At 35.2% G+C, this 23,706-nt stretch carries 14 protein-coding genes; 13 read left to right on the forward strand and 1 reads right to left on the reverse strand.

The features are described 5' to 3' along the window. Nucleotides 1-39 precede the first annotated feature (39 nt). Both FA048_RS07840 and FA048_RS07845 read left to right on the forward strand, forming a co-directional pair. Nucleotides 40-1,641 carry a sodium:solute symporter gene (locus FA048_RS07840; RefSeq protein WP_225872509.1) on the forward strand — a complete coding sequence of 534 codons (1,602 nt, stop codon included), beginning with the start codon at nt 40-42 and terminating at the stop codon, nt 1,639-1,641. A 52-nt stretch (nt 1,642-1,693) separates the two neighbouring features. Then, a complete protein-coding gene (locus FA048_RS07845) occupies nt 1,694-2,626 on the forward strand; it encodes a dihydrodipicolinate synthase family protein (protein WP_136839684.1) in 933 nt (310 codons plus the stop codon). Nucleotides 2,627-2,944: 318 nt separating this feature from the next. Here the strand turns inward: FA048_RS07845 and FA048_RS07850 are convergent, their stop codons facing one another. After that, nucleotides 2,945-3,814, reverse strand: coding sequence for an AraC family transcriptional regulator (locus FA048_RS07850; protein WP_136839685.1), 870 nt, complete (start codon nt 3,812-3,814; stop codon nt 2,945-2,947). Between the two features lie 228 nt (nt 3,815-4,042). On the opposite strand from FA048_RS07850, the gene FA048_RS07855 reads away from it, so the two are divergent. The 11 genes from FA048_RS07855 to FA048_RS07905 all read left to right on the forward strand — a co-directional run bounded on the left by FA048_RS07855 (nt 4,043) and on the right by FA048_RS07905 (nt 23,692). Next, nucleotides 4,043-5,674 carry a fucose isomerase gene (locus FA048_RS07855; protein WP_136839686.1) on the forward strand — a complete coding sequence of 544 codons (1,632 nt, stop codon included), beginning with the start codon at nt 4,043-4,045 and terminating at the stop codon, nt 5,672-5,674. A 12-nt stretch (nt 5,675-5,686) separates the two neighbouring features. Beyond that, on the forward strand, nt 5,687-6,364 hold the full coding sequence (locus FA048_RS07860; RefSeq protein WP_136839687.1) for a DUF3826 domain-containing protein: 678 nt from the start codon (nt 5,687-5,689) through the stop codon (nt 6,362-6,364). Nucleotides 6,365-6,411: 47 nt separating this feature from the next. Further along, nucleotides 6,412-9,552, forward strand: a complete 3,141-nt coding sequence (locus FA048_RS07865; RefSeq protein ID WP_136839688.1) for a SusC/RagA family TonB-linked outer membrane protein — start codon at nt 6,412-6,414, stop codon at nt 9,550-9,552. A gap of 19 nt (nt 9,553-9,571) precedes the next feature. After that, a complete protein-coding gene (locus FA048_RS07870; RefSeq protein ID WP_136839689.1) occupies nt 9,572-11,416 on the forward strand; it encodes a RagB/SusD family nutrient uptake outer membrane protein in 1,845 nt (614 codons plus the stop codon). A gap of 36 nt (nt 11,417-11,452) precedes the next feature. Further along, nucleotides 11,453-12,367 (forward strand): hypothetical protein, encoded by a 915-nt coding sequence (locus FA048_RS07875; RefSeq protein WP_136839690.1) that lies wholly within the window; start codon nt 11,453-11,455, stop codon nt 12,365-12,367. A 360-nt stretch (nt 12,368-12,727) separates the two neighbouring features. Further along, nucleotides 12,728-14,380, forward strand: a complete 1,653-nt coding sequence (locus FA048_RS07880; protein ID WP_136839691.1) for a pectate lyase family protein — start codon at nt 12,728-12,730, stop codon at nt 14,378-14,380. A gap of 4 nt (nt 14,381-14,384) precedes the next feature. Continuing rightward, nucleotides 14,385-16,016 (forward strand): pectate lyase family protein, encoded by a 1,632-nt coding sequence (locus tag FA048_RS07885; RefSeq protein WP_136839692.1) that lies wholly within the window; start codon nt 14,385-14,387, stop codon nt 16,014-16,016. A 47-nt stretch (nt 16,017-16,063) separates the two neighbouring features. Beyond that, on the forward strand, nt 16,064-19,231 hold the full coding sequence (locus tag FA048_RS07890) for a DUF6298 domain-containing protein (RefSeq protein ID WP_225872510.1): 3,168 nt from the start codon (nt 16,064-16,066) through the stop codon (nt 19,229-19,231). A 3-nt stretch (nt 19,232-19,234) separates the two neighbouring features. Beyond that, entirely contained in the window at nt 19,235-20,656 is a 1,422-nt protein-coding gene (locus FA048_RS07895) for a glycoside hydrolase family 140 protein (RefSeq protein ID WP_136839693.1), read from the forward strand. Nucleotides 20,657-20,830: 174 nt separating this feature from the next. Then, nucleotides 20,831-21,709: a glycoside hydrolase family 43 protein gene (locus FA048_RS07900; protein ID WP_136839694.1), complete on the forward strand. Its 879-nt coding sequence runs from the start codon at nt 20,831-20,833 to the stop codon at nt 21,707-21,709. Nucleotides 21,710-21,862: 153 nt separating this feature from the next. After that, nucleotides 21,863-23,692, forward strand: a complete 1,830-nt coding sequence (locus FA048_RS07905) for a sialidase family protein (protein WP_136839695.1) — start codon at nt 21,863-21,865, stop codon at nt 23,690-23,692. Nucleotides 23,693-23,706: the final 14 nt, after the last annotated feature.

Here is a 23,706-nt window from a genome sequence, read left to right on the forward strand (position 1 = left end):
CAAAATTCGATATGAAAACTGCTGTTTATGCATTGATATTTGTTTAAACCAATTATAAACGAACAACCAGAAATGAAGGGTCTCCCTATTCTCGATTTAGCAATAATCGTAATTTATCTCATAGGGATGATATTGGTTGGTGTTTATTTTTCGCGAAAGAATAAAAATTCAGAGCAGTTTACAAAGGCTTCTGGACTTATCCCTGGATGGGCGATAGGGTTATCAATTTATGCAACTTTTTTAAGCAGTAATACTTTTTTGGGTGTTCCCGGAAAAGCATTTGGAACCAACTGGAATGCATTTGTTTTTAGCATTTCAATGCCATTAGCGGCTTGGATAGCCTCTAAATACTTCGTTCCCTTTTACAGAAGCACTGGAGAAATATCAGCTTATACCCATTTAGAAAATAGGTTTGGACCTTGGGCAAGAGCTTATGCGGTAATCTGCTTTTTGTTAACGCAATTGGCAAGAATGGGTTCTATATTTTTCGGAATTGCCCTCAGCTTACAAGCCCTAACAGGTTACTCAATGCAAATTATAATGATTGTGATGGGAATTTGCATTATCATTTATACGGTGCTCGGTGGTATAGAAGCAGTGATTTGGACTGAAGTGGTGCAAGCAGTGATAAAAACTTTGGGAGCATTATTAATCCTATATCTTATCATTACAAATATGCCAGGTGGTATAGCAAAAGTAATTGAAATAGGAAAAGCTGACCATAAATTTAGTCTCGGAAGTTTTTCTCCAGATTTTGTCAGTTCATCATTTTGGGTGGTATTGCTTTATGGGTTTTTCATTAACCTGAATAACTTTGGAATGGACCAAAACTACATTCAACGCTACCATACGGCATCATCTAGCAAAGCTGCTTCAAAGTCAATTTGGTTATGTGTATGGTTATATATTCCGGCTTCACTTTTGTTTTTTGTGATTGGATCGGCTTTATATGCTTATTATCAGGTTAATCCAGATTTGATTTTAGCCATCAAACATCAAGTTGCAGTTGAAAGATTACCATTAAATGCATCAGCAGCCGACATACTTAAAGTGCAAAATGCACTGGTTCCAGCAGACTATGGCGATAAAATCATGCCTCATTTTATGGTAAATAAGATCCCGATTGGATTAGTTGGGTTAATTGTTTCGGCTATTTTGTCTGCTGCAATGAGTACAATTAGTTCGGGAATGAATTCTTCGGCAACTGTATTTACAGTAGATATTTATAAAAGATACTTTAAAAAAGACATTAACGAAAAGCAAAATCTATCTGTTTTACACATTGCTACAGTTGTTTTTGGTTTGTTAGGGATGATAGCGGGGATTGCAATGATTGGGGTTAAAAGCATTTTAGATGTGTGGTGGGAGCTTTCAGGAATTTTTGCAGCAGGGATGTTAGGATTGTTCTTGTTGGGTATTGTAAGCAAACAGACCAAAAATCACGAAGCTATTACGGCAACAATAATTGGTATAGCAGTAATTATTTGGATGACTTTTTCTTATCTCTTGCCGACTGAATACGAGACGTTTAGAAATCCGTTACATAAAAATATGATTATTGTAGTAGGTACTTTAACCATATTCTTAACAGGAATTTTCTTGACTAGAATTAAAAATAAAAATTTAAAATCAACAGGTTGATATCAATCAGGTAACAACCATTAAATAGTAACGAATTATATATTAAATAGCAATGGAAAACTCACAAAAAGGGTTCATCCCGGTAATGCTCACGCCTTTTTCGAGCAACGGAAATATAGACTATACTGCATTAACTCAATTAACTGAGGTATATCTACAAGCAGGTGCGGCTGGGTTATTCGCTAATTGTTTATCGAGTGAGATGTTCGAATTAACTGATGTAGAAAGAATTCAGGCTATTAAACACGTAATAAACGTTGTAGGTGGGGAAGTTCCCGTTATTGCGACTGGTACGTTTGGTGGAGCAATTGCTAAGCAAGCTGATTTTGCGAAGAGCGTAAATGATACAGGGGTAGAAGCCGTAATTGCCATTACCAGTTTGTTGGCCGATGAGAATGATAGTGACGAAGTTTTTGATGCCAATGTTTTTGATTTACTGAAGCAAACAGATGGCATTCCGTTAGGATTTTATGAATGTCCAGTGCCTTATAAAAGAGTTCTAAAACCAAGTCAATTACAGCAATTTGTTGCAACAGATCGAGTAATTTATCACAAAGACACAAGTTTAGACCTCGATCAAATTAAGGAAAAGCTAGCCTTAACAAAAGGGCATAAATTTGGATTGTATGATGCATATATGGCTCATGCAGTCGAGTCTCTAAAAGCGGGATCTGCAGGTCTTTCTTGTATTCAAGGAAATTATTTTCCTGAGCTTATTGTTTGGTTATGCGATCATTATAATGATAAAAGCCTAACTCATGAGGTTAATGTAGTTCAGCAGTTTATCATCGACAATATGGATGTAATGCATAATGTTTATCCCATTGTTTCTAAATATTTTCTTCAAAAAAGAGGATTAAATATTTCAACCTTTACTAGAAGGGATGTAGGGGTCTTTACACCTAAAATTGTAAAAGAAGTAGAAAGCCTGTTTGAAGATTATACAGCATTGCTAAATGATTTTAATATTAAGGTGATTATTTAAGTTTACCGTCATATCGACAGCGCGTAGCGACGAGATATCTGCCTTCTAAACTACTGAATCTATTATAGCACAAGACCCTTCGACAGGCTCAGGGTGACATGCCTTAGAAGCAATATTTCGAAAGACTCAATGTGATGCTAGGTAGATATTATGCATTCAAACCCTGTCAGTCTGAGCTTGTCGAAGACTCTGGGTTGGTCCTTCGATAGACCGTTCAGTGCTAAAGAGCGTTAGAGATTTCTCCTCGATGAAAAATCTCGTTCGAAATGACGACTAGGGGTTTGATATCCTAATGAACCAATGATACCAATGAACTATCTATTCATTTAAATACTTTCTTTTATAATCTAACGGTGTCATTCCCGTAACCTTTTTAAAGTGTCTGTAAAAGTTGGAAACGTTATTGAAGCCGCAATTAAAGCAAATCATTTCTGTTGGTAACTTGTTTTCTATCAGAAATCTGCATGCATGACTTACCCTAATTTCAATTAAAAAATCATAATAAGTTTTTTTAGTCATTAGCTTAAAATAACGACAGAATGATGTAATACTTAAATTACTTAAAGAGGCTACCTCCTCTAAGCTGATATCTTTTTTATAATTGGTAAGGGTATAAGTGCAAATTTTGTTAATCCTTAAGGTTTCTGATTCATTTGACTGATAGAACGTATTTTTACTTGTAATGATCTCATATTCATCTGTTTCTGCTAAAGTTTTTAAGATGGTTAATAAAATAATAATGCGTTCTAAATTTGTAGCATGAATGGCATTTTCCATCAAAACTGCTAATTTTTCCTTTGCCTTACCATGAATTACCATTCCGCTTTTAGCTTTTTCGAACAATTTAGGAATTAAGTAAGCCTCTGGTAAATTCAATAAATGCTTTCCAAGGCAGTCTGGTAAAAAATGAATAACCATAGCCTCTACTTTTAGGTCTGGATTATTCTGAAAATATTCTTCCTTGCAGCGCCATGTATGTGGTAAATTTTCTCCCAATAATACCATCTCATCAGACACGAAATTGCTAATGTTATCACCTATAAATCGCACACCTTCTCCCTTCATATTATAGTGCAATTCTAACTCTGGATGGTAGTGCCAAACATTGCCAAAATCTGGTTTGATATCGTGTCGAATACTGAACGAACTTTGTAAAGTAATCGGAACTTTGTGGAAGTGAGGTTTCATTATAAAAAATAAATATTTGGTTTTTTAGGTGTTCATAATTTTTGCAAATCATAAGTCCTAAAAAGCTAAAGGTAGGGTGTTTTATGATAATATCCTATATTAATTTGGTAAAAACTTAGAGTAAATAGTGTTTTTCTTTGTTCAGTTTTGTATAAGGCCTCTTTGCCTATAACCAAAATATAAACCGACAAACTCTTTTTATATAAATTGTTTGTTCAGTAATGAATTATGAAACAAGGTGTACTTAACCAAATTGTATTAGTTTCAAGTGGAGATTTAAGGCTCTCAGCAAACCAAAATTGCTGGGCTGCTCAACTTCAAATGGAAGGTAATTTAACTGCCGCAATTGAGAAATTTGGTTGGACTGTAAGACGTGCTCATCCTTATAATTCTACAAAAAAACATGGCTTCATAGATTCCCAAAGAATGGGGATGGATGTGTTTCATGATATAGACCCAAACCAACCATTAATTGTAGCCGAAAGTGTATGGCAATATTCGCACCATGTACTTGCTGGCCTTACCACACATAAAGGACCAATTTTAACCGTTGCAAACTGGAGTGGTCAATGGCCAGGCCTAGTTGGCATGTTAAATCTTAACGGTTGTTTAACAAAAGCACAAATTCCTTATAGCACCTTATGGAGTGAAAATTTTGACGACGAATTTTTCACAGATGGTTTACAAGAATGGCTTTCTACTGGTAAAATAAGTTACGATCAAAGCCATGTTAAAAGCTTTAGCCTCAGTAAAATTCCATTAGCAGATGAAAAGAAAGGTAGAACGTTTGCTCGTAGCTTGAGAGATAGAAAAGTAATAATGGGAGTTTTTGATGAAGGTTGTATGGGAATGTACAATGCCATCATCCCTGATGAACTTTTACATCAAACTGGTTTCTTTAAAGAAAGACTAAGTCAATCTGCCCTATATGCAGCAATGCTTCAGGTAACAGAAAAAGAAGCTGAAGCGGTTTTGAATTGGTTAATAAAAAAAGGAATACAATTTAATTGGGGAACCAATGAACAAACTGAATTAACTAAAACGCAAACTCTAGAGCAATGTAAAATGTATATTGCTGCAGTACGTATAGCTGATGATTTTAGTTGTGATACGATAGGAATTCAATACCAACAAGGTTTAAAAGACTTAACAGTTGCCAGTGATTTAGTAGAAGGTTTATTAAATAATGAGGATAGACCACCAGTTTATTCATTAAAAGGAAAAGAGCTTTATGCAAAAAAAGCTCTACCACATTTTAATGAAGTAGATGAATGTGCAGGTTTAGACACATTAGTAACTTATAAACTTTGGAACGAGTTGGGTATGACTGGAGAAAATACATTGCATGACATTCGCTGGGGAGAACATTATAAAGGAGAAGGCATAAATGAATTTGTTTGGCTTTTCTTAATTTCAGGAGCAGCACCGCCTGCCCATTTTATTGATGGTTATGCAGGTGCAAGTAGTGAAAGACAACCACCAATGTATTTTAGATTAGGGGGTGGTACACTTAAAGGAATTAGTAAACCAGGGTTTATAGTTTGGAGTAGGGTATATGTTTGCGATAACGCATTACATTGTGATTTAGGTGTGGGAGAAGTTGTAGCTTTACCCATTGAAGAAACAAACAGGCGTTGGAATGGAACAACGCCAGAATGGCCAATAATGCATGCCGTTTTAAAGGGTATTAGTCGTGATCAAATGATGGCCAGGCATAAAGCAAATCATATTCAAGTAGTTTATGCAAATTATGAGGCAAGCGCCCATGAAGCATGTAGAGTTAAAGCAGCAGCAATGGATGAGTTAGGGATAACGGTACATTTTTGTGGCGATGTGAATTTAATTAAGAAAAGAAATTAATTTAAAAAGAGAATGAGGTTTTTAGGAATACTGTTTTTTATATTGATAAACGTTACAAATACGTTTGCACAGAATAATCCCGTTTCAGATAAGGACACCTACGTAAAAGTAATTACAGAACGTGCTGCTAAAATTGTAGCAGTTTTAGCTATTGATGATAAGGCCAAAGCAGAAAAAGTAACAAATACCATTAGAGACCAATACAGCAATCTTAATGATATTTATACTGCCAGAGATTTAAATATCAAATCAATTAAAGAAAAGTATAAGAAAAATAAAGCAGAAAGAGATACAGCAATAGCAAAAGAAAATAGGGCTGCTAATGTTTCACTTGCTAAACTTCATAAAAAATACCTAAAGAATTTGTCAGCTCAATTAACAGCTAAACAAATTGAACAAGTAAAAGACGGAATGACTTATGGGGTTGTGCCACTTACCTATAGAGCTTACCAAGAACAAATATTAACACTTACTGAAGACCAAAAGAAACAAATTTTAGTTTGGCTAATCGAAGCTAGAGAAAAAGCCATGGATGCAGAATCATCAGACAAAAAGCATGCTTGGTTTGGAAAATACAAGGGTAAAATAAATAATTATTTATCAGCCGCAGGCTATGATTTAAAAAAGGAGGGCATTGAATGGGAAAAACGAAGGAAAGCAGCAGCTGCAAAATTAAATTCTATTAAGTAGAATAAATAATTAAAGATAAGAACACAAACTAACCAAATTAATAAATTATGAACTTAAAATTTTTACAAAAAATTTCATTGTCCTTACTGGTAATGTTGCTCGTAAGTACATCTCTATTTGCTCAAGACCGAAAGGTTACAGGTAAAGTAGTAGACGAGTCTGGCCCTATACCGGGAGTTAACGTAAGTCTAAAAGGTATTCCAAGTAATGTAAGCACCAACGCAGATGGTGTGTATACTATTCAGGTTAAGTCTGATGCTGATGTACTGGTATTTTCTTATATTGGTTTTGTACGTCAGCAAATCGTTGTTGGCAATCGTAATAAGATCGATGTAACCATGATCTCAGAAAACAATACACTTAATGAAGTAGTGGTTAATGTTGGTTATGGTACTAAGAAACGTGCAAATGTACTTGGAGCTGTAGCAAGCATTAAAGCAGAAGATATCGAAGATTTACCAGTTGCGAATTTAGGCGCTGCATTACAGAATAGAGTAGCAGGTTTAGGGGTAAGTATTGCTTCTGGTAAGCCTGGTGCAAATACTTCTCTACAAATTAGAAATCCTACACTTTTTGGAGCTTCAGGGTCATTGGGTCTTACTTCAGATCCATTATTTGTAATTGATGGATTAACTGCTACAAAATCTGACTTTGATAATTTGGATGCAAGTTTAGTGGATAATATTTCATTTTTAAAAGATGCATCTGCAGCAGTTTATGGTGCAGCTGGTGCTAAAGGTGTTGTGTTAGTAACTACAAAAAGAGGTAAGCCAGGTAAACCTAGAATTAGTTATTCTAGCTATTTTGGTACATCAACATCTACAGAAAAACCAAATGTATTAACTGCATATGAGCACGCTAAAATGTTAAATGATGGTTTTGAATTAAATAACTCTCCAAATAACGTTAGATTTTCTCAAGCAGATTTAGATTTATTAGCAAGTAAGCCTAACGAAAGTTGGTATGATGAACTTTGGAAATCTTCACATTTAATGCGTCATACAATAAACGTTAGTGGTGGTAATGATAAAGTAACATTTTTTGCTGGTGGTAATTACTATGATGAGGATGGTAATTTCGGTGATGTTTCCATTAGAAAATATGGTATCCGTTCTGGTATGGATGCTAACATAACTCCTGAGTTGAAAGCAAGTGTAAGCTTAAATATGGACTATGCAACTACTGATAGAAATACATTAAAAAATAGTGGTGTAGATACTGAAGATTTAATGACGAGAGCGTTATTTCTTACTCCAGCTTGGGTTCCATTAAAAATAAATGGCTTACCTAACAACTGGGCAAACGGACCAAACCCTCCGGGTGCTTGGAATCCTCAAGCTTTATTTGATTCTGGTGAATATGAAAGAAACAATAACCAAGGTTTAAGTTTAAATACAAGTATAGAATATAGGCCTAAATTTATTAGTGGATTAGCTGCTAAAGTTCAATTTGGTAAGTTTAACAGATTTGGAAATGCTAAACAATATTTCCCATCATACACGGTTTATAACTTTGTTAGAGGTGGTCAAAATGGATTATTGTATACAAACGTACCAACAACTAGTCCAACATCAACCATTGCAAACTCAAACCGTTTGTCTATGGGTACTACGTTTAGCGGTAGTTATCAACTAATAGGATCATTATCATACGCCAAAAAAATTAAAAAACATGACTTTGATGTTTTAGTTTTAACAGAGCAAATCGAATCTAGTGGAGATGGATATGCAACTTACCGTGATGGCCAACAAATTCCTGGTGTAGATCAGTTCTTTGCATTTAATGCTGCTACAACTACTGCTCAATTAGATGGGGCAAGAGAAGCTGGTAAACGTTCTTATTTAGCTAGGTTAAACTATTCATATAATGATAGATATATTTTAGAGGCTGTTGCAAGGTATGATGGTTCGGCAAACTTCCCTCCAGATAAACGTTGGGGTTTATTTCCATCAGTAGGTTTAGGTTGGAGAGTGAGTGAAGAGCCATTCTTTAAAGACAATGTTAAATTTGTAAATTCATTAAAGCTAAGAGCAAACGTTGGTTTAGTAGGTGATGATAGAGTTCAATCTTATCAATATTTGGCACGCTTTACTCAAACAACAGGGATGTTATTTGGTACAGCAGTAACAAACGGTTTAGATCCAAATCTTTATCCAAACCCAGATATTACTTGGGAAAAAGCATTTACTCAAAACTATGGTATTGATGCAACTTTCTTAGATAATAAACTAAACTTTGCTATGGATGTTTGGCATAGACATACTTATGACGGTTTTGACAACTACACAGTTACAGGATTACCTTATACTGTTGGTATCAGTTCTGGATTAAAAAATTATGGTATTCAAAATTCTTGGGGAACTGAATTCACTGTTGGCTACCGCGATAAAATTAATGACAATTGGGGTTTCAGTGTAGATGCGATTGCAGGAACAAGTGATAATCAGTTAATACAATCTTATTATAGCTTATCTAGATTAGGTTTGGTAACAGAATACGCGGATGCGCCTATAGGTAAAAGTTCAAATAAATATACAAGTTCTAACTATGGCTACCTTGCAAAAGGAATTATTCGTACACAAGCACAGGTAGACGCAATTTTAGCTAATAATCCTAACTATAAAATTGGTGGACAAAAACCTCAAGTTGGTTTTATGGATTTTGAAGATGTTAACAAAGATGGTGTAATTGATGATAATGATATCACTGTTATGTATGAGAATGTAGCAACCAAAATCAATTTCGGTTTTACATTAGGGGTTTCGTATAAAACTTTTAGATTAAGTACTAATGTTGCACTAGCTGTAGGTGGACGTAAATTTATTGACTCAGAGGCAAGAAAAGTTCCTACTACAACACAATCTGCTCCTTCATTTTGGGCAGATCACTGGACACCTACAACACCTGATGCAAAATATCCAAGAGCTGATGCTCCATTGGCAAGAGAAAATTCTACTTTCTGGTCGGTAAGTGGTACAGTAGCGCGTGTAAACAATGCTCAACTATCTTATAGTTTACCAAAGAAAATTTCTGAAAAATATAGAATTCCAGAATTTAGAGCTTACTTAATTGGAACTAATCTTTTCAATATTTATAATCCTTATGATTATAAAGATCCAAACACTAGTTCTTTTGCAAATTATCCAACCTTAAGAACAATCTCTTTAGGTTTAAACATTAGTATGTAAATCACTTAAAAATATCAAAATGAAAAATAATATAATTAATAAACTCTTCTTACTTATCGCTTTAAGCATGGTCTTGTTATCATGTCAAAAAGATATTTTCGATAAAAGAGATTTAAGTGGTCTTGATCCTGATATTTGGAATACAGAATCGGCAACTAATTTATACATTAATAAAACATATGACTTAGTTATGCCAAACTGGCCAATTGCTGGGGCTTTGCACAATACTTCAGATGAAAGTAATGGTGCAACAACAGCTTTGTTATACGGACAATTAACCGAAACAAGTGTGCCAGATATTGCATCCAATAATACAGGTTCTGGTAATAATCAATATTTTACAATTAGACGTATCAATCTTGCTATTCAGGGTATCGAAGAAAGCACTTTGAGTACAGAAGTAAAAGCTAAACTAAAAGGACAAATGTATTTCTTTAGGGCTTACATGTATTTTAACTTGATTAAACTTTATGGTGGTGTTCCCCTGGTTATAAAGTCACAAGATATTAATACTGATGAATTAGATGTACCAAGAGCAAAAACGAGTGATTGCGTAAAACAAATTGTTAAAGATTTAGATTCTTGTTATGGGTTGCCTTACACTTGGCCATTAAGTACTGATGGTGGAAGAATCAACAGAATGGCTGCTTTAGCACTTAAAGGAAAAGTTTTAATGTACTGGGCAAGTCCGCAGTTTAACCCAACAAACGATTTAACCAGATGGGAAGCAGCTTACACAGCTTGTAAAGAAGCTTATGATAAAGGGTTGGCGAATAATTATGATTTGATAGCAAATTATGCTAACATCTTTACAGATGAAACCACTGGAAATAAAGAAAGAATAATGTGGAGAACATACGATGCAATTACTACAAATCCTGGAAGAGGAACTAATATCGAAAATGCATTAAGACCCTTTTCAGAATCTACTGCAGGTGGTGGTAGTTATCAACCAACATGGAATTTAGTGCAAGCATATACACTTAAAGATGGTGTGCCAATTACAAGTGCTGCTTCTTCATCTTTCACTTATAATCAAACATTGTTTTATTTAAATCGTGATCCACGTTTTGATGCTTCTATTGCTTATAATGGAAATGTGTGGGCACTAAGCGGAAAATCAGGACGCAAGCAATGGAATTACATAGGGATTTTAGAAGATGCCAGTAGACAAACAGCCACGGGTTTTTACATTAAAAGAATTTCAAATCCTAATATAACTGCACTAGGTGCTGCTTATAACAGTAATACAGGCGGTGGTAGTGGTATGGATTGGATTGAGCTTCGTTTTGCAGAAGTATTGCTAAATCTTGCTGAAAGCGCAAATGCAACTGGGCGTATAGCTGAAGCTAAAACACTTTTAGTTAAGTTACGTACTCGTGCGGGTATTGTAGCAGGAACCAAGAATTACGGTTTAGATTTAGCTACCAACTCAACACAATTGGCTACCGTTATTTTAAACGAACGTCAAGTTGAATTTGCAATGGAAGGTAAACGTTATGATGATTTAAGACGTACAAGAACTTTTCATTTATTAACAGGTACAGTTAGACAAGGTTACAGATGGACACCGAAATCTCCTTATGTAGCAGGGCCATTACCACAAACTCCAGATTTAACTAAGGTTTATTTAGACATTACAAATGCTCAAGCTTTCAAGCCTCGAGATACCATCACTGTTACAAATTCTGACGTTATCAACAAAGTGTTTACATTATCAGTGGTAAGTTTAGACACGGCGCAACCGATTAGTTTTCCAACTACCTATTATTTCTATCCATTACCAACAGGATTTTTAACATCCTCTGTTAAAATAGAACAGACCATTGGGTGGTCTGGTGGAACATTTGACCCACTATTATAATAAAGCTAAAGTATAATTGAATAAATATTAAAGAAAATGAAAACTAAAAACATAATATTTTCAGCATTACTTAGCTTATTAGTTATAGTATTTAGCTGTAAAAAAATTGATATCCCGAATACAAATAAAGTTGCTGTGTCTTTCGCTAGTCCAGGAGCAAATTATGTAACTAATGATATTACCGTAGCCCCTAATGCAGTAATTAAATTTAATTTCACAATAACTTCAGAAAGTGAAATGGAAACTGTATTGATATTTAAGAATGCTACTGAAATTTCTAGAGAGACTGTTATTGGTAATAAATTATCCTTTACAAGCGACAAGAGCTTTACTGCAGATGCAGCTCCAGGTGTTTATACCTATCGTTTTTTAGCAAGAGATAAAGGTGGTATTTATATGGGTGAAAGGAAACTTGTAGTTACGGTAACAAATGCTAATGATATGAACTTTTATACCATTAAGCAATTATTTGTTCCAGATACAGTTGCCAAAACTAATCCAACTTATTACTCACTATCAACTAATGAGGCATTTAGTTACAGTAATGTAGGTACAAAAAGTAATTTAATTGATTTTGGTTATTTCTGGGATCCTGAACTAACAGGTAATCCGTTAGCACCAAAAGGACATACTATTTATGCATTAAATATAACTCCAATACCCGCTCCGCTAGCAATTTATGACATTAGTGGCTTTACTAAAAATGCAACTTTGCTGAAAACAATAACGTCACCAACATTTGCAAACCTTACTTCATCTACACTATTGCAATCTACTGGGGTTACGCAGTTAGCATCAGGCACATCCAGAAGCATATTTCAAGCCGTAGGAAAAACGATTTTGTTTAAGACTGCTGCAGGTAAATATGGTGCCTTGCAAATTACTTATGGAAATCAAGAAAAACCTAATAAGGATACTTATATAGTATTCGATATTAAGATTCAAAAATAATTACTAAAAAACGTTCTTATAACGATAGGCTCGTTATGTGTTTTAGTATATTTGGTTAAAGGGATACGAAAGTATCCCTTTTTTTATTTGGAAATGTTACATTTATATATAAATTCTTATTATTCAATTTAGTAACTTGCAGGATACAATGAATTAAGATTGTTACGCGATAAATGGGCCAATGGTAAGATGGTATAGTCTTTTGAGAAGATGATAGATTAAATAGCCATTTTTAGCGTTTATTTTTGAGATATAATATACATTCTAACCAATATAAATTACTCGGTTAAACTAAAAATAATGTCCAATTTTATGTTGGAAAAAACCATTATTACTAATTTAACCAATGAACAAATCAAAATGAAAACAAAATTTTTAAGTCTTTTACTGGTTGTATCATTAATCCTCTTAGCAAAATATTCTTTTGCCCAGTACCCAAATATACCTGCTGATGTTAAAAAAGCTTCAGACGATATGATGCGTGAAGCAACCAGACAATCTGATATTGCATGGGAAAAAGCTAAAATAATTATTGCAAAAGAAGCCAAAGAAGGCAAACCTTACATTCCTTTCGCTGGTCGCCCTACAGATTTACCTCAGTCAGAAATTATTGCATTTCCAGGTGCTGAAGGTGGTGGCGCCTATAGCTTTGGTGGTAGAGGCGGTAGAGTGATTGTTGTTAAAAACTTAAACGATAGTGGCCCAGGTTCTTTGCGTGATGCTTGTGAGCAAGGTGGCGCTAGAATAGTTGTCTTCAATGTTGCTGGTATTATTCGCATTAAAACCCCTCTAATTATCCGAGCTCCATATATTACAATTGCGGGTCAAACTGCTCCTGGTGATGGTGTTTGTGTAGCGGGAGAATCGGTTTGGATCAATACTCATGATGTTGTAGTACGTTTTATGCGTTTTAGAAGAGGCGAAACTTTTGTGGGTAGAAGAGATGATGCAATAGGTGGTAATCCAGTAGGAAATATTATGATTGACCACGTTTCTGCTAGTTGGGGATTAGATGAGAACATGTCTATGTATCGCCACATGTATAATGATAGTACTGGTAAAATAGAAGACAAATTAGCAACTGTTAATATCACTATTCAAAACTCTATATTCTCAGAAGCTTTAGATACTTGGAACCATGCTTTTGGTAGTACCTTAGGTGGAGAGAATTGTACATTTATGCGTAATCTCTGGGCAGATAATGGTGCTAGAAACCCATCGATTGGATGGAATGGTATTTTCAATTTTGCTAACAATGTTATCTTTAACTGGAATAACAGATCTACTGACGGTGGAGATTACACAGCGTTGTATAACATCATCAATAACTATTACAAACCTGGTCCAGTTACAAATCTAAAAGAACCAATAAGCTATAGAATTTTAAAACCTGAATCTGGACGAAGTAAATTGCCTTATGTTGTTTTTGGTAGAGCTTATGTAGAAGGAAATATTATTGAAGGGAATGAAAAAGTAACTAAGAATAACTGGGATGGCGGTGTGCAAGTAGAAGATAAAAAAGGCGAATTGATGACTTACGAACAGTCTCAGCCATATTTTGCAGCAATGCGTGTTTTTAAACCATTCCCTATGGCTAAAATTACAATCTTACCTACTTTAGCAGCTAAAAATTATGTTTTAACTAATGTTGGTGCTAATTTACCTAAAAGAGATCCTGTTGATACAAGAGTAATTAAACAAGTTCAAACTGGTAAAATTGATTATATCGAAGGTGTAAAATTACCTGAGAAAGACTTTGAACATCGCCGTTTACCTAAAGATTCATATAAACTAGGCATCATTACAGATATTAGTCAAGTTGGTGGTTACCCTGTTTATAAAGGTACTCCATATACAGATTCTGATAATGATGGATTACCTGATGCCTATGAAACTAAAAATGGCTTAAATCCAAAGGATGCTACTGATGCAGCTAAAATTGCGAAAAGTGGTTATTCAAATATTGAAGTTTATTTAAATAGTGTTGTTCCGGTTAGTATAGTAAAACCTTAATATCATGCGTAAGTTATTCTCATTTACCTTATTTACAGGTATTGTATGTATGGCTAGTTTGGCAGCAGCACAATATCCGGTAATTCCAGAAGCGATGGAAAAGAAAGCAGATTCTTTACTGAATGAGATCGAAAGACTTTCCGAGCTTCAGTTTATGAAGGTTAAACCCATTGTAGATGCAGAAGCTAAATTAGGCAAACCTTATATTCCTTGGGCGGCTAAACCAAGTGATTTACCACAATCAAAGTTATTAGCTTTTCCTGGTGCAGAAGGTGGTGGTGCTTACACTTTTGGTGGCCGAGGCGGAAAAATTTATGTAGTTACAAGCTTAGCCGATGCTGGGCCAGGTACTTTAAGAGAAGCCTGTGAACAGGGTGGAGCTAGAATAGTTGTCTTCAATGTTTCTGGTATCATCAAATTAAAAACCCCATTAATTATTAGAGCTCCATATATTACTATTGCTGGTCAGAGCGCACCAGGTAATGGTATTTGTGTAGCAGGAGAATCTGTTTGGTTAAATACCCATGATGTGATTATCCGCTTTATGCGTTTTCGTAGAGGTGAGACAGATGTTACCCGTAGAGATGATGCAATTGGAGGTAATCCAGTTGGAAATATCATCATTGATCATGTTTCTGCTAGTTGGGGTTTAGATGAAAATATGTCTATCTATCGCCACGTTTACGACCCTAAAGATGGCTCTAAACCTGTAAAACTGCCAACAGTAAACGTAACTATTCAAAACTCTATTTTTTCTGAGGCATTAGACACTTATAATCATGCTTTTGGAAGTACAATAGGTGGTTTAAACAGTACATTTATGCGTAACCTTTGGGCTTCAAATATTAGCAGAAACCCTTCTGTAGGCATGTATGGTGATTTTGGTTTTGTAAATAATGTAGTTTTCAATTGGTGGAATCGTAGTGCAGATGGTGGAGATAATGCATCATTTTATAGCTTTATCAATAATTATTATAAACCAGGACCAATTACTCCAGCAGGAGAGCCCATAAGTTATAGAATTTTAAAACCCGAATCAGGTAGAGACAAAAAGTTTACAACCGCCTTTGGCAAAGCATATATAACAGGCAATATTGTTGAAGGTAATGAGAAAGTAACAAAGGACAATTGGGATGGTGGTGTACAGCCAGAAGTCAGAGGGGATAAAAAGAAATTATTAGACTCCATTAGAACAAACACACCGTTACCAATGGCAAAAGTTAGTTTAATTGACGCCAAACAAGCTTACAGTTATGTTCTAGCGAATGCCGGCGCCACGCTGCCTCAAAGAGATGCTGTAGATTTAAGAATTGTTGAGCAAGTTAAAACTGGAAAAATAACACATGTAGCAGATGGAAAATTACCAGCTAAGCAAAGTTATGTGAAACGTCGTTTGCAAGCAGATTCATACAAAAAAGGAATAATATCAGACATTGCTCAAGTTGGCGGTTATCCAGAATACAAAGGGAAACCATATATAGATGCAGATAAAGATGGGATTCCTGATGCTTGGGAGGTTAAAAATGGTTTAGACCCTAAAAATACAGCTGATGCTGAAAAAATTGCGAAGAATGGATACGCCAATATTGAAGTTTATCTGAACAGTTTGGTTGAAATTAATCAAGTAAAACCTTAAATTACATGCTGCTCAAAGTATAAAATTAACTATTGTAAAACACGGTTGTGGTAAATAAACATCATATATACTTTTATGAAAAATCAGTAAAACAGTACATATCTCTAGCATGTGCTGTTTTACTGTGTTTTGGATTCATAACCACTACAGCTCAAAATAAAAAGATAGATCCACCAAAACCTCTTTTTAAAGGCAAAGATGGTAAACTAGCCTATACACCAGATACATACGGAAATCGAATCCCAGATTTTTCCTATAGTGGTTACATGGCAGGTGAAAAGGCAATTCCAACAGCGCCTGTAAGCGTATTTGTTCCTGTTAAAGAGGGCGATGCGACGTTAAGAATTCAATCTGCCATTAACTATGTTTCTAAATTACCGATTGGAAGAGATGGTTTACGTGGTGCAGTTTTATTAGAAAAAGGATTGTATAAAGTTGCTGGAACGTTAAAAATCACTGCTTCTGGAGTTATACTTCGTGGCAGTGGAATGGATAATGGTGGAACTTTAATTCAAGCTTCAGGCTTGGATAGAATTGGTGTGATTAGAATTTTAGGAAAATCAGATAGACTTGAAGAAGCTGCTGTTCAAATTACAGATGAATATGTGCCTGTAAATGCGATGAAATTTTCTGTTGGTAATGCAGCTAATTTTAGAGTTGGCGAGCAAATTTTAATTCACCGTCCGTCTACTAAAGAGTGGATTGAAACACTTAAAACTGCCGAATTTGGTGGTGGGGAAAGTGCTTTAGGGTGGAAACCTGAAACTAGAGATATTCATTGGGATAGAAAAATTACCAATATTTCTGGAAATGTGATTAGTATTGACGCACCCATTACAACTGCTTTAGATGCAAAATATGGTGGCGGAACGATATCAAAATACAAATGGGATGGAAGAATTACTCAATCTGGTGTAGAAAACTTAAAACTTCAATCAGATTACCACAAAGATAATTTAAAAGATGAATATCACCGTTGGACAGCTATTAGTGTAGAGAACGTGGAAGATGCTTGGATCCGTCAAGTCATTTTTCAACATTTTGCTGGATCAGCAGTTTATGTTTCAGAAACAGCAAAAAGAATTACTGTTGAAGATTGTAAATCCCTAACACCAGTTTCTGAAATTGGTGGAGAAAGAAGAAATACTTTTTTTACAGCAGGTCAGCAAACACTTTTTCAAAGAATTTATGCTGAATATGGCATACATGATTTTGCGGTAGGATTTTGCGTACCTGGGCCAAATGCATTTGTGCAATGTCAATCTTATTTACCATTCAGCTTTAGTGGTGCAATTGATAGTTGGGCATCAGGTACTTTGTTCGATATAGTAAATATTGATGGTCAGGCAATGAGTTTCATGAATCGTGGACAAGATGGGCAAGGAGCTGGTTGGGCAGGAGCAAATAGTGTTTTTTGGCAATGCAGTGCGGCTCGAGTAGATAATTATCAGCCACCAACTGCACAAAATTGGGCTTTTGGAACTTGGGCACAGTTTGCTGGAGATGGCTATTGGGACATGTCTAATGAACAAATTCAACCTAGAAGTTTGTATTACACTCAGTTAAAAGATAGAATTGGAAATGAAGCTGACAGTCGTACAATTTTATTACCTGTAGAAACTGAAGCATCAAGCAGTCCACCTGTGGATGTGGCTGAAAAATTAACCAAAATAGCTTTTAAACCTGCGTTAGCACTTGCAGAATATATAGATAAAGCTTCAGAAAGGACCAAAATCTCATCAGATAAAAATCAGGCTAAAAGTATTGAGGCTATAGGACTTGATAAGATTACAACCCCAACCTTAGCTGCTATGATGAGCATAAAGAATGGTTGGTTAGTTCGTGGCAATGAAATAGTAGTTGGCAATAGGCAAGATGTGCAATGGTGGAATGGTAGTGCAAGACCTTATGGGTTTAAAAATAGCAAGCCACATGTTACTCGTTTTGTTCCTGGGCGCTCTGGCAAAGGGCTAACAGATGACTTAGCTGAAATTACTGACTCGATGAAAAATGGAACTGTAAAGATTTTAGATCATAATTATGGACTTTGGTACGACAGAAGAAGAGATGATCACCAACGTGTTCGCCGTATGGATGGTGATGTATGGGCACCTTTTTACGAACTGCCATTTGCACGAAGCGGGCAAGATAAAGCTTGGGATGGTTTAAGCAAATATGATATTTCTAAATACAATCTTTGGTATTGGGATAGGCTAAAGCAGTTTGCAAACTTAGCCGATCAAAAAGGTTTGGTTTTAATTCATGAGAATTATTTTCAACATAATATCATTGAGGCTGGCGCACATTATGCCGATTTTCCTTGGCGTACTGCAAATAATATCAACAGTACTGGTTTTCCAGAACCCGTTCCTTATGCAGGAGATAAACGCATTTTTATGGCTGAGCAATTTTATGACATCAATGACCCAGTTAGAAGAAAATTGCACAAAGCTTATATTTACAAGTGTTTAGAAAATTTTGATGATAACAACGGAGTTATCCAATTAATAGGTGCAGAATTTACTGGTCCAATCAGCTTTGTACAGTTCTGGATTGATACCATTAAAGAATGGAAAAAAACCACAGGCAAGCATCCAATAATTGGTTTAAGTGTAACTAAAGATGTTCAGGATGCAATTTTAGCAGATCCGAATAGGGCTAATGTTATAGATTTAATAGACATTAGGTATTGGCATTATCAAGAAGATGGAACAGCTTATGCACCACTAGGAGGGCAAAATTTAGCACCTAGGCAGCATGCTCGCTTGCTAAAACCTAAAAAGACATCATTCGAGCAAGTTTATCATGCCGTTTCCGAATACAAAACTAAGTTTCCGACTAAAGCTGTCATCTATTCTGGTGATAATTATACAGGCTATGGATGGGCAATTTTAATGGCAGGTGGTTCATTATCAAATGTTTTTGGACTTAATAATGAACAATTAATTTCAGCCTCTGCTATGAAACCATTTATACCTAGTGGAAGTACCAAACAATATGGCTTAGAAAATGTAGGTAAAGCTTATATTTTATACAATGCATCTGCAGATGCCCTTAACCTCGACTTAAGCAAAGTTTCTGGCAGTTTCAGTCTTAAAATCCAGAATGCAAAAAATGGATCAGTATTAAAAGAAGAGAAAGTTAATGCAGGCTCAATTATCAAAATAAATAAAACTGGGAGTGGTGACGAAGTGATCATCCTTAACAAAATATAACCTATGGCTTTGCTTACAAAAAAAATAATTTTAATCCTTTTAGTGTGCGCTGTCATATTTGGCTGTAACCAAGATAAAAAAGCAGCAGAAAAAATTTCAAAAGATCCTAAAAGTCTGCAAATTTCAGAAAATGGCAGGTACTTGATGACTGGAGATGGAAAACCATTCTTTTGGATTGGAGATACAGGATGGTTATTATTTAGTAGATTAACTAGGGAAGAAGCCGTTCAATACTTAGATGACCGTAAGCAAAAAGGCTTTAATGTAATACAGGTAATGCTTTTACATGATGTACCTTCTAGAAATGTGTATTTAGATTCTTCTGTAGTGAGGGCTGATGTAGCAAAACCTGCAATTATTGAAGGAAATAATTATAAAGACTCAATTCAATATGATTATTGGGACCATGTAGATTATATTATTGACGAGGCAGGTAAAAGAGGAATTTATATGGCATTAGTTCCGGTATGGGGCACAAATGTTAAAGAAAAGAAAGTTAAGCAAGTACAGGCTGGTACTTATGCTAAGTTCTTGGCAAATCGGTATAAAAACAAATGGAATATTGTTTGGTTAAATGGGGGTGATATTAAGGGAAGTGAACAAATGCAAGTTTGGAAAACTATTGGCGAAACCCTTAACGCTAATGATCCAAATCACTTGATAACTTTTCACCCAAGGGGAAGAACCGCATCTTCTGATTGGTTTCATAAATCAGATTGGATGGACTTTAACATGATACAATCTGGACATAGGCGATATGAACAGGATACTTCTAAAAATGAAAAAAACCATTATGGACAAGACAACTGGAAGTATATTGATGTAGACTATAAATTAAAACCAATTAAACCCACTATTGATGGAGAACCTTCTTATGAGGATATTCCGCAAGGTTTGCATAACACTAAAGAGCCAAGATGGACTGCTAGTGACGTAAGAAGATATGGATACTGGTCGGTTTTTGCTGGTGCTTTTGGTTACACTTATGGTCATAATTCTATCATGCAGTTTTACAAAAAAACTGATCCAAAACCAGCTTATGGACCACACGATGAATGGTTCGTGGCTATGAATTCTCTAGGAGCCAAACAGATGATCCATTTGAAAAACTTAATGCTTTCTCGTTCTTATTTTGATCGCGTTCCAGATCAGTCTTTAATTGCTGGTACAAATGGCGAAAGATATGAAAGAGTAATTGCCACCAGAGGTGCAGCTTATGTAATGGCTTATACTTATACAGGAAAAGATTTTAGCCTGAATATGGGTAGGATAGATGGAACAAAAGTTAAAGCATTGTGGTATGATCCAAGAACTGGAAAGTCTACCGCTATTGGTGAAGTAGAGAACAAAGGCATTCAGAATTTTAATCCTCCGGGCGAACCAAAAGATGGAAATGATTGGGTTTTAATATTAGATAAAATATAAAACCCAATTCGTCATTGAGAGGAGAAAGACGAAGCAATGTGCTAAGAGCGATGGGAACTAAAGTAATTAAAAAAACGGTGTAAGTCTGAGCGTAGTTGAAGACTTGTATAATTGAAACAAATAGTGTTAAAAACAAAGTTCATATCATCATTTCGTATAGCTATAATTGGCTTAATGGCTTGTGCATTAACTTCTTGCTCAAGATACACTTATGTTTTTACATCATTCCACGAACCAGCTAATGAAGGATTAAGACTGTTATATGCTAAAGATGGTTTACATTGGACTGACCTGAATAAAATCTTCTTGAAACCAGAAGTTGGAACACAAAAAATAATGCGTGATCCTTCTATTGTTCAAGGACCTGATGGTACATTTCATTTGGTTTGGACTTGCAGCTGGAAAGGAGATAATGGATTTGGTTATGCAAGTTCAAAAGATCTGAAAAATTGGAGTGAGCAAAAATTCATTCCAGTGATGCAAAAGGAGCCAACAACAGTTAATGTTTGGGCACCTGAAATTTTTTATGACGATGAAAATGCTCAATTTATTGTCATTTGGGCATCAACCATTCCTTTTCGTTTCCCTAAGGGGATTGAGGAGGAGGATAATAACCATAGAATGTATTCAATTACTACAAAGGACTTTAAATCGTTCTCTGAACCTAAATTATTCTTAGACCCAGGTTTTAGTGTAATTGATGCTGTAATTGTTAAAAGAGCAGTTAAGGATTATGTGTTGGTTTTAAAGGATAATACTCGACCAAATAGGAATTTAAAAGTTGCCTTTAGCGACAATGCCTTAGGCCCTTATACCAATATTTCTGAAAGTTTTACTCCGAAATTAACAGAAGGACCAACGGTTTTAAGACAAGGAAATAAGTATTTGATTTATTATGATGCTTATGGCGATAAAAAATACACTACACTAAAAACATACGATTTTAAGAATTTTGAAGATATCAGTTCCTCAACGGTAATACCAGAAGGACATAAACACGGTACGGTAATGAGGGTAGAGAAGAAGATTGTGAGGGATTTAAAGAAAGATTGATAACCGCAAAGAACGCCAAGAACGCAAAGTTTGGTTTAATACTATTATGCTCTTTGTGTCATAGTGGTTAAAAGAGAATTGATAAACAAAAAACACTTAGTTAGCATTAAAATTCTTTGCGCTCTTTGTGTCTTTGTGGTTAAATTAAAAAAAATGAAATTGAATAAACTATATATCATCTTATTTTTTGCCTTTGCGATACATACCTCGCAAGCGCAAGATACTGTGCGTTATACTGGTAAAACATTGGTTAATGCAGATTATCATCATGGCCAATTAACGCCTGTTATGGGTGTACACAGCATTCAAACATTCCGTGCCAATCGTGAACATCCAGAATTGGCAGAAAACTTTGGTTGGACGTATAATCATGCTCCAATGATTGCTTATTGGAACAATAAATTTTATGTAGAATATTTAAGCGATAAATTAGGAGAAAGCATCCCGCCAGGGCAAACCTTATTACAAAGCAGTGCTGATGGTTATAATTGGACAAAACCAGATGTAATTTTCCCAATTTATAGAATTACTGATGGAACCAAAAAACCTGGAAGAGATGATGTGGCAAAAGATTTAGATGCTGTAATGCACCAAAGAATGGGATTTTATGTTTCTACAAAAAATGTGTTTTTGGTGTTAGGTTTTTATGCCATAAGTTTTGATGCAAAAGATGATCCAAATGATGGTAATGGAATTGGTAGAGCAGTAAGAGAAATTCAATCAGATGGGAAATACGGACCAATCTATTTTATTCACTATAACCCGAATTGGTCAGAGAAAAACACTTTATATCCATTCTATACAAAAAGTAAAAACAAAGCTTTTATTGATGCTTGTAATGAGCTGTTAGCTAACAAGTTAATGACACAGCAATGGAATGAAGAAGCAGATCGGAAAGACCCTTTAATTACGTTGCAGAAGCAATATAAAGCATTTAATTATTATCATCTAAACGATGGTAGGGTTGTTGGCCTATGGAAAAATGCGCTAACAGCAATTAGTACAGATAATGGTAAAACTTGGCCAGAAAATGCAAGCAGAGCACCCGGTTTTGTAAATAGTAATGCTAAATTTTGGGGTCAAAGAACAGCTGATGGAAACTTTGCAACGGTTTACAATCCATCCGAATATAGATGGCCGTTAGCAATTTCTACCAGTAAAAATGGATTAGATTATACGAATTTGTTATTGGTTAATGGAGAAGTAGCACCAATGCGTTATGGAGGTAATTACAAGTCTTACGGTCCACAATACGTTAGGGGTATTATTGAGGGTAATGGAAAACCTGCAGATGGAAAGCTGTGGGTAACCTATAGTATGAACAAAGAAGATATTTGGGTTTCATCAATTCCATTACCTGTTTCAGAAATTGCTAAACAACAAGTGGATGATGATTTTTCTAAACTTCCAATGGGGAAAGAACTAGCACTTTGGAATATATACAGCCCACTTTGGGCACCTGTAAAAGTGGAGAACAAAGTTTTAATTTTAAAAGACAAAGACCCTTTTGATTATGCAAAAGCGGAAAGAGTTTTTCCAGCAGCCTCAAAAGTTACCACTCAGTTTTCAATTACTCCTAAGCAAGATAATTTTGGTGTAATGGAAATTGAGCTACAAGATGCAAAAGGAATGGCAACCGTTCGTTTAACTTTCGATTCTACTGGTACATTAAGTGCAAAAGCGGGTGCTCGCTACAAAAACTTTATGAAATACAAAGCTGGAGAAAGCTATGATATTAAAATCAAGCTTGATGCATTTACTAGATTTTATACCATCACCGTAAATGGAAAAGATGTATTAACGAGTTTAGCATTTCAGCCTGTAACAGAAGTTTCAAGAATTGTTTTTAGAACAGGAACGGTTCGCCATTTCCCTGATGTTGATACACCAGCAGACCAAACTTATGATTTGCCAAATGCTGGTGAAAGTGAAAAAAATGAAGCCGTTTATGCTATTAAATACTTAAAAACAGGCAAATGGTAAGGAAGTTTTCAGTT

Source organism: Pedobacter polaris, from assembly GCF_005116505.1.
Classification (GTDB): Bacteria; Bacteroidota; Bacteroidia; order Sphingobacteriales; family Sphingobacteriaceae; genus Pedobacter; species Pedobacter polaris.

Excerpts from the sequence above, each read along its gene's own strand:
- FA048_RS07900 (WP_136839694.1), top strand. The coding sequence starts at position 20,831 with ATGGCTTGTGCATTAACTTCTTGCTCAAGATACACTTATGTTTTTACA.
- FA048_RS07905 (WP_136839695.1), top strand. The coding sequence starts at position 21,863 with ATGAAATTGAATAAACTATATATCATCTTATTTTTTGCCTTTGCGATA.
- FA048_RS07845 (WP_136839684.1), top strand. The coding sequence starts at position 1,694 with ATGGAAAACTCACAAAAAGGGTTCATCCCGGTAATGCTCACGCCTTTT.
- FA048_RS07875 (WP_136839690.1), top strand. The coding sequence starts at position 11,453 with ATGAAAACTAAAAACATAATATTTTCAGCATTACTTAGCTTATTAGTT.
- FA048_RS07850 (WP_136839685.1), bottom strand. The coding sequence starts at position 3,814 with ATGAAACCTCACTTCCACAAAGTTCCGATTACTTTACAAAGTTCGTTC.
- FA048_RS07895 (WP_136839693.1), top strand. The coding sequence starts at position 19,235 with ATGGCTTTGCTTACAAAAAAAATAATTTTAATCCTTTTAGTGTGCGCT.
- FA048_RS07860 (WP_136839687.1), top strand. The coding sequence starts at position 5,687 with ATGAGGTTTTTAGGAATACTGTTTTTTATATTGATAAACGTTACAAAT.
- FA048_RS07865 (WP_136839688.1), top strand. The coding sequence starts at position 6,412 with ATGAACTTAAAATTTTTACAAAAAATTTCATTGTCCTTACTGGTAATG.
- FA048_RS07880 (WP_136839691.1), top strand. The coding sequence starts at position 12,728 with ATGAAAACAAAATTTTTAAGTCTTTTACTGGTTGTATCATTAATCCTC.
- FA048_RS07855 (WP_136839686.1), top strand. The coding sequence starts at position 4,043 with ATGAAACAAGGTGTACTTAACCAAATTGTATTAGTTTCAAGTGGAGAT.
- FA048_RS07885 (WP_136839692.1), top strand. The coding sequence starts at position 14,385 with ATGCGTAAGTTATTCTCATTTACCTTATTTACAGGTATTGTATGTATG.
- FA048_RS07870 (WP_136839689.1), top strand. The coding sequence starts at position 9,572 with ATGAAAAATAATATAATTAATAAACTCTTCTTACTTATCGCTTTAAGC.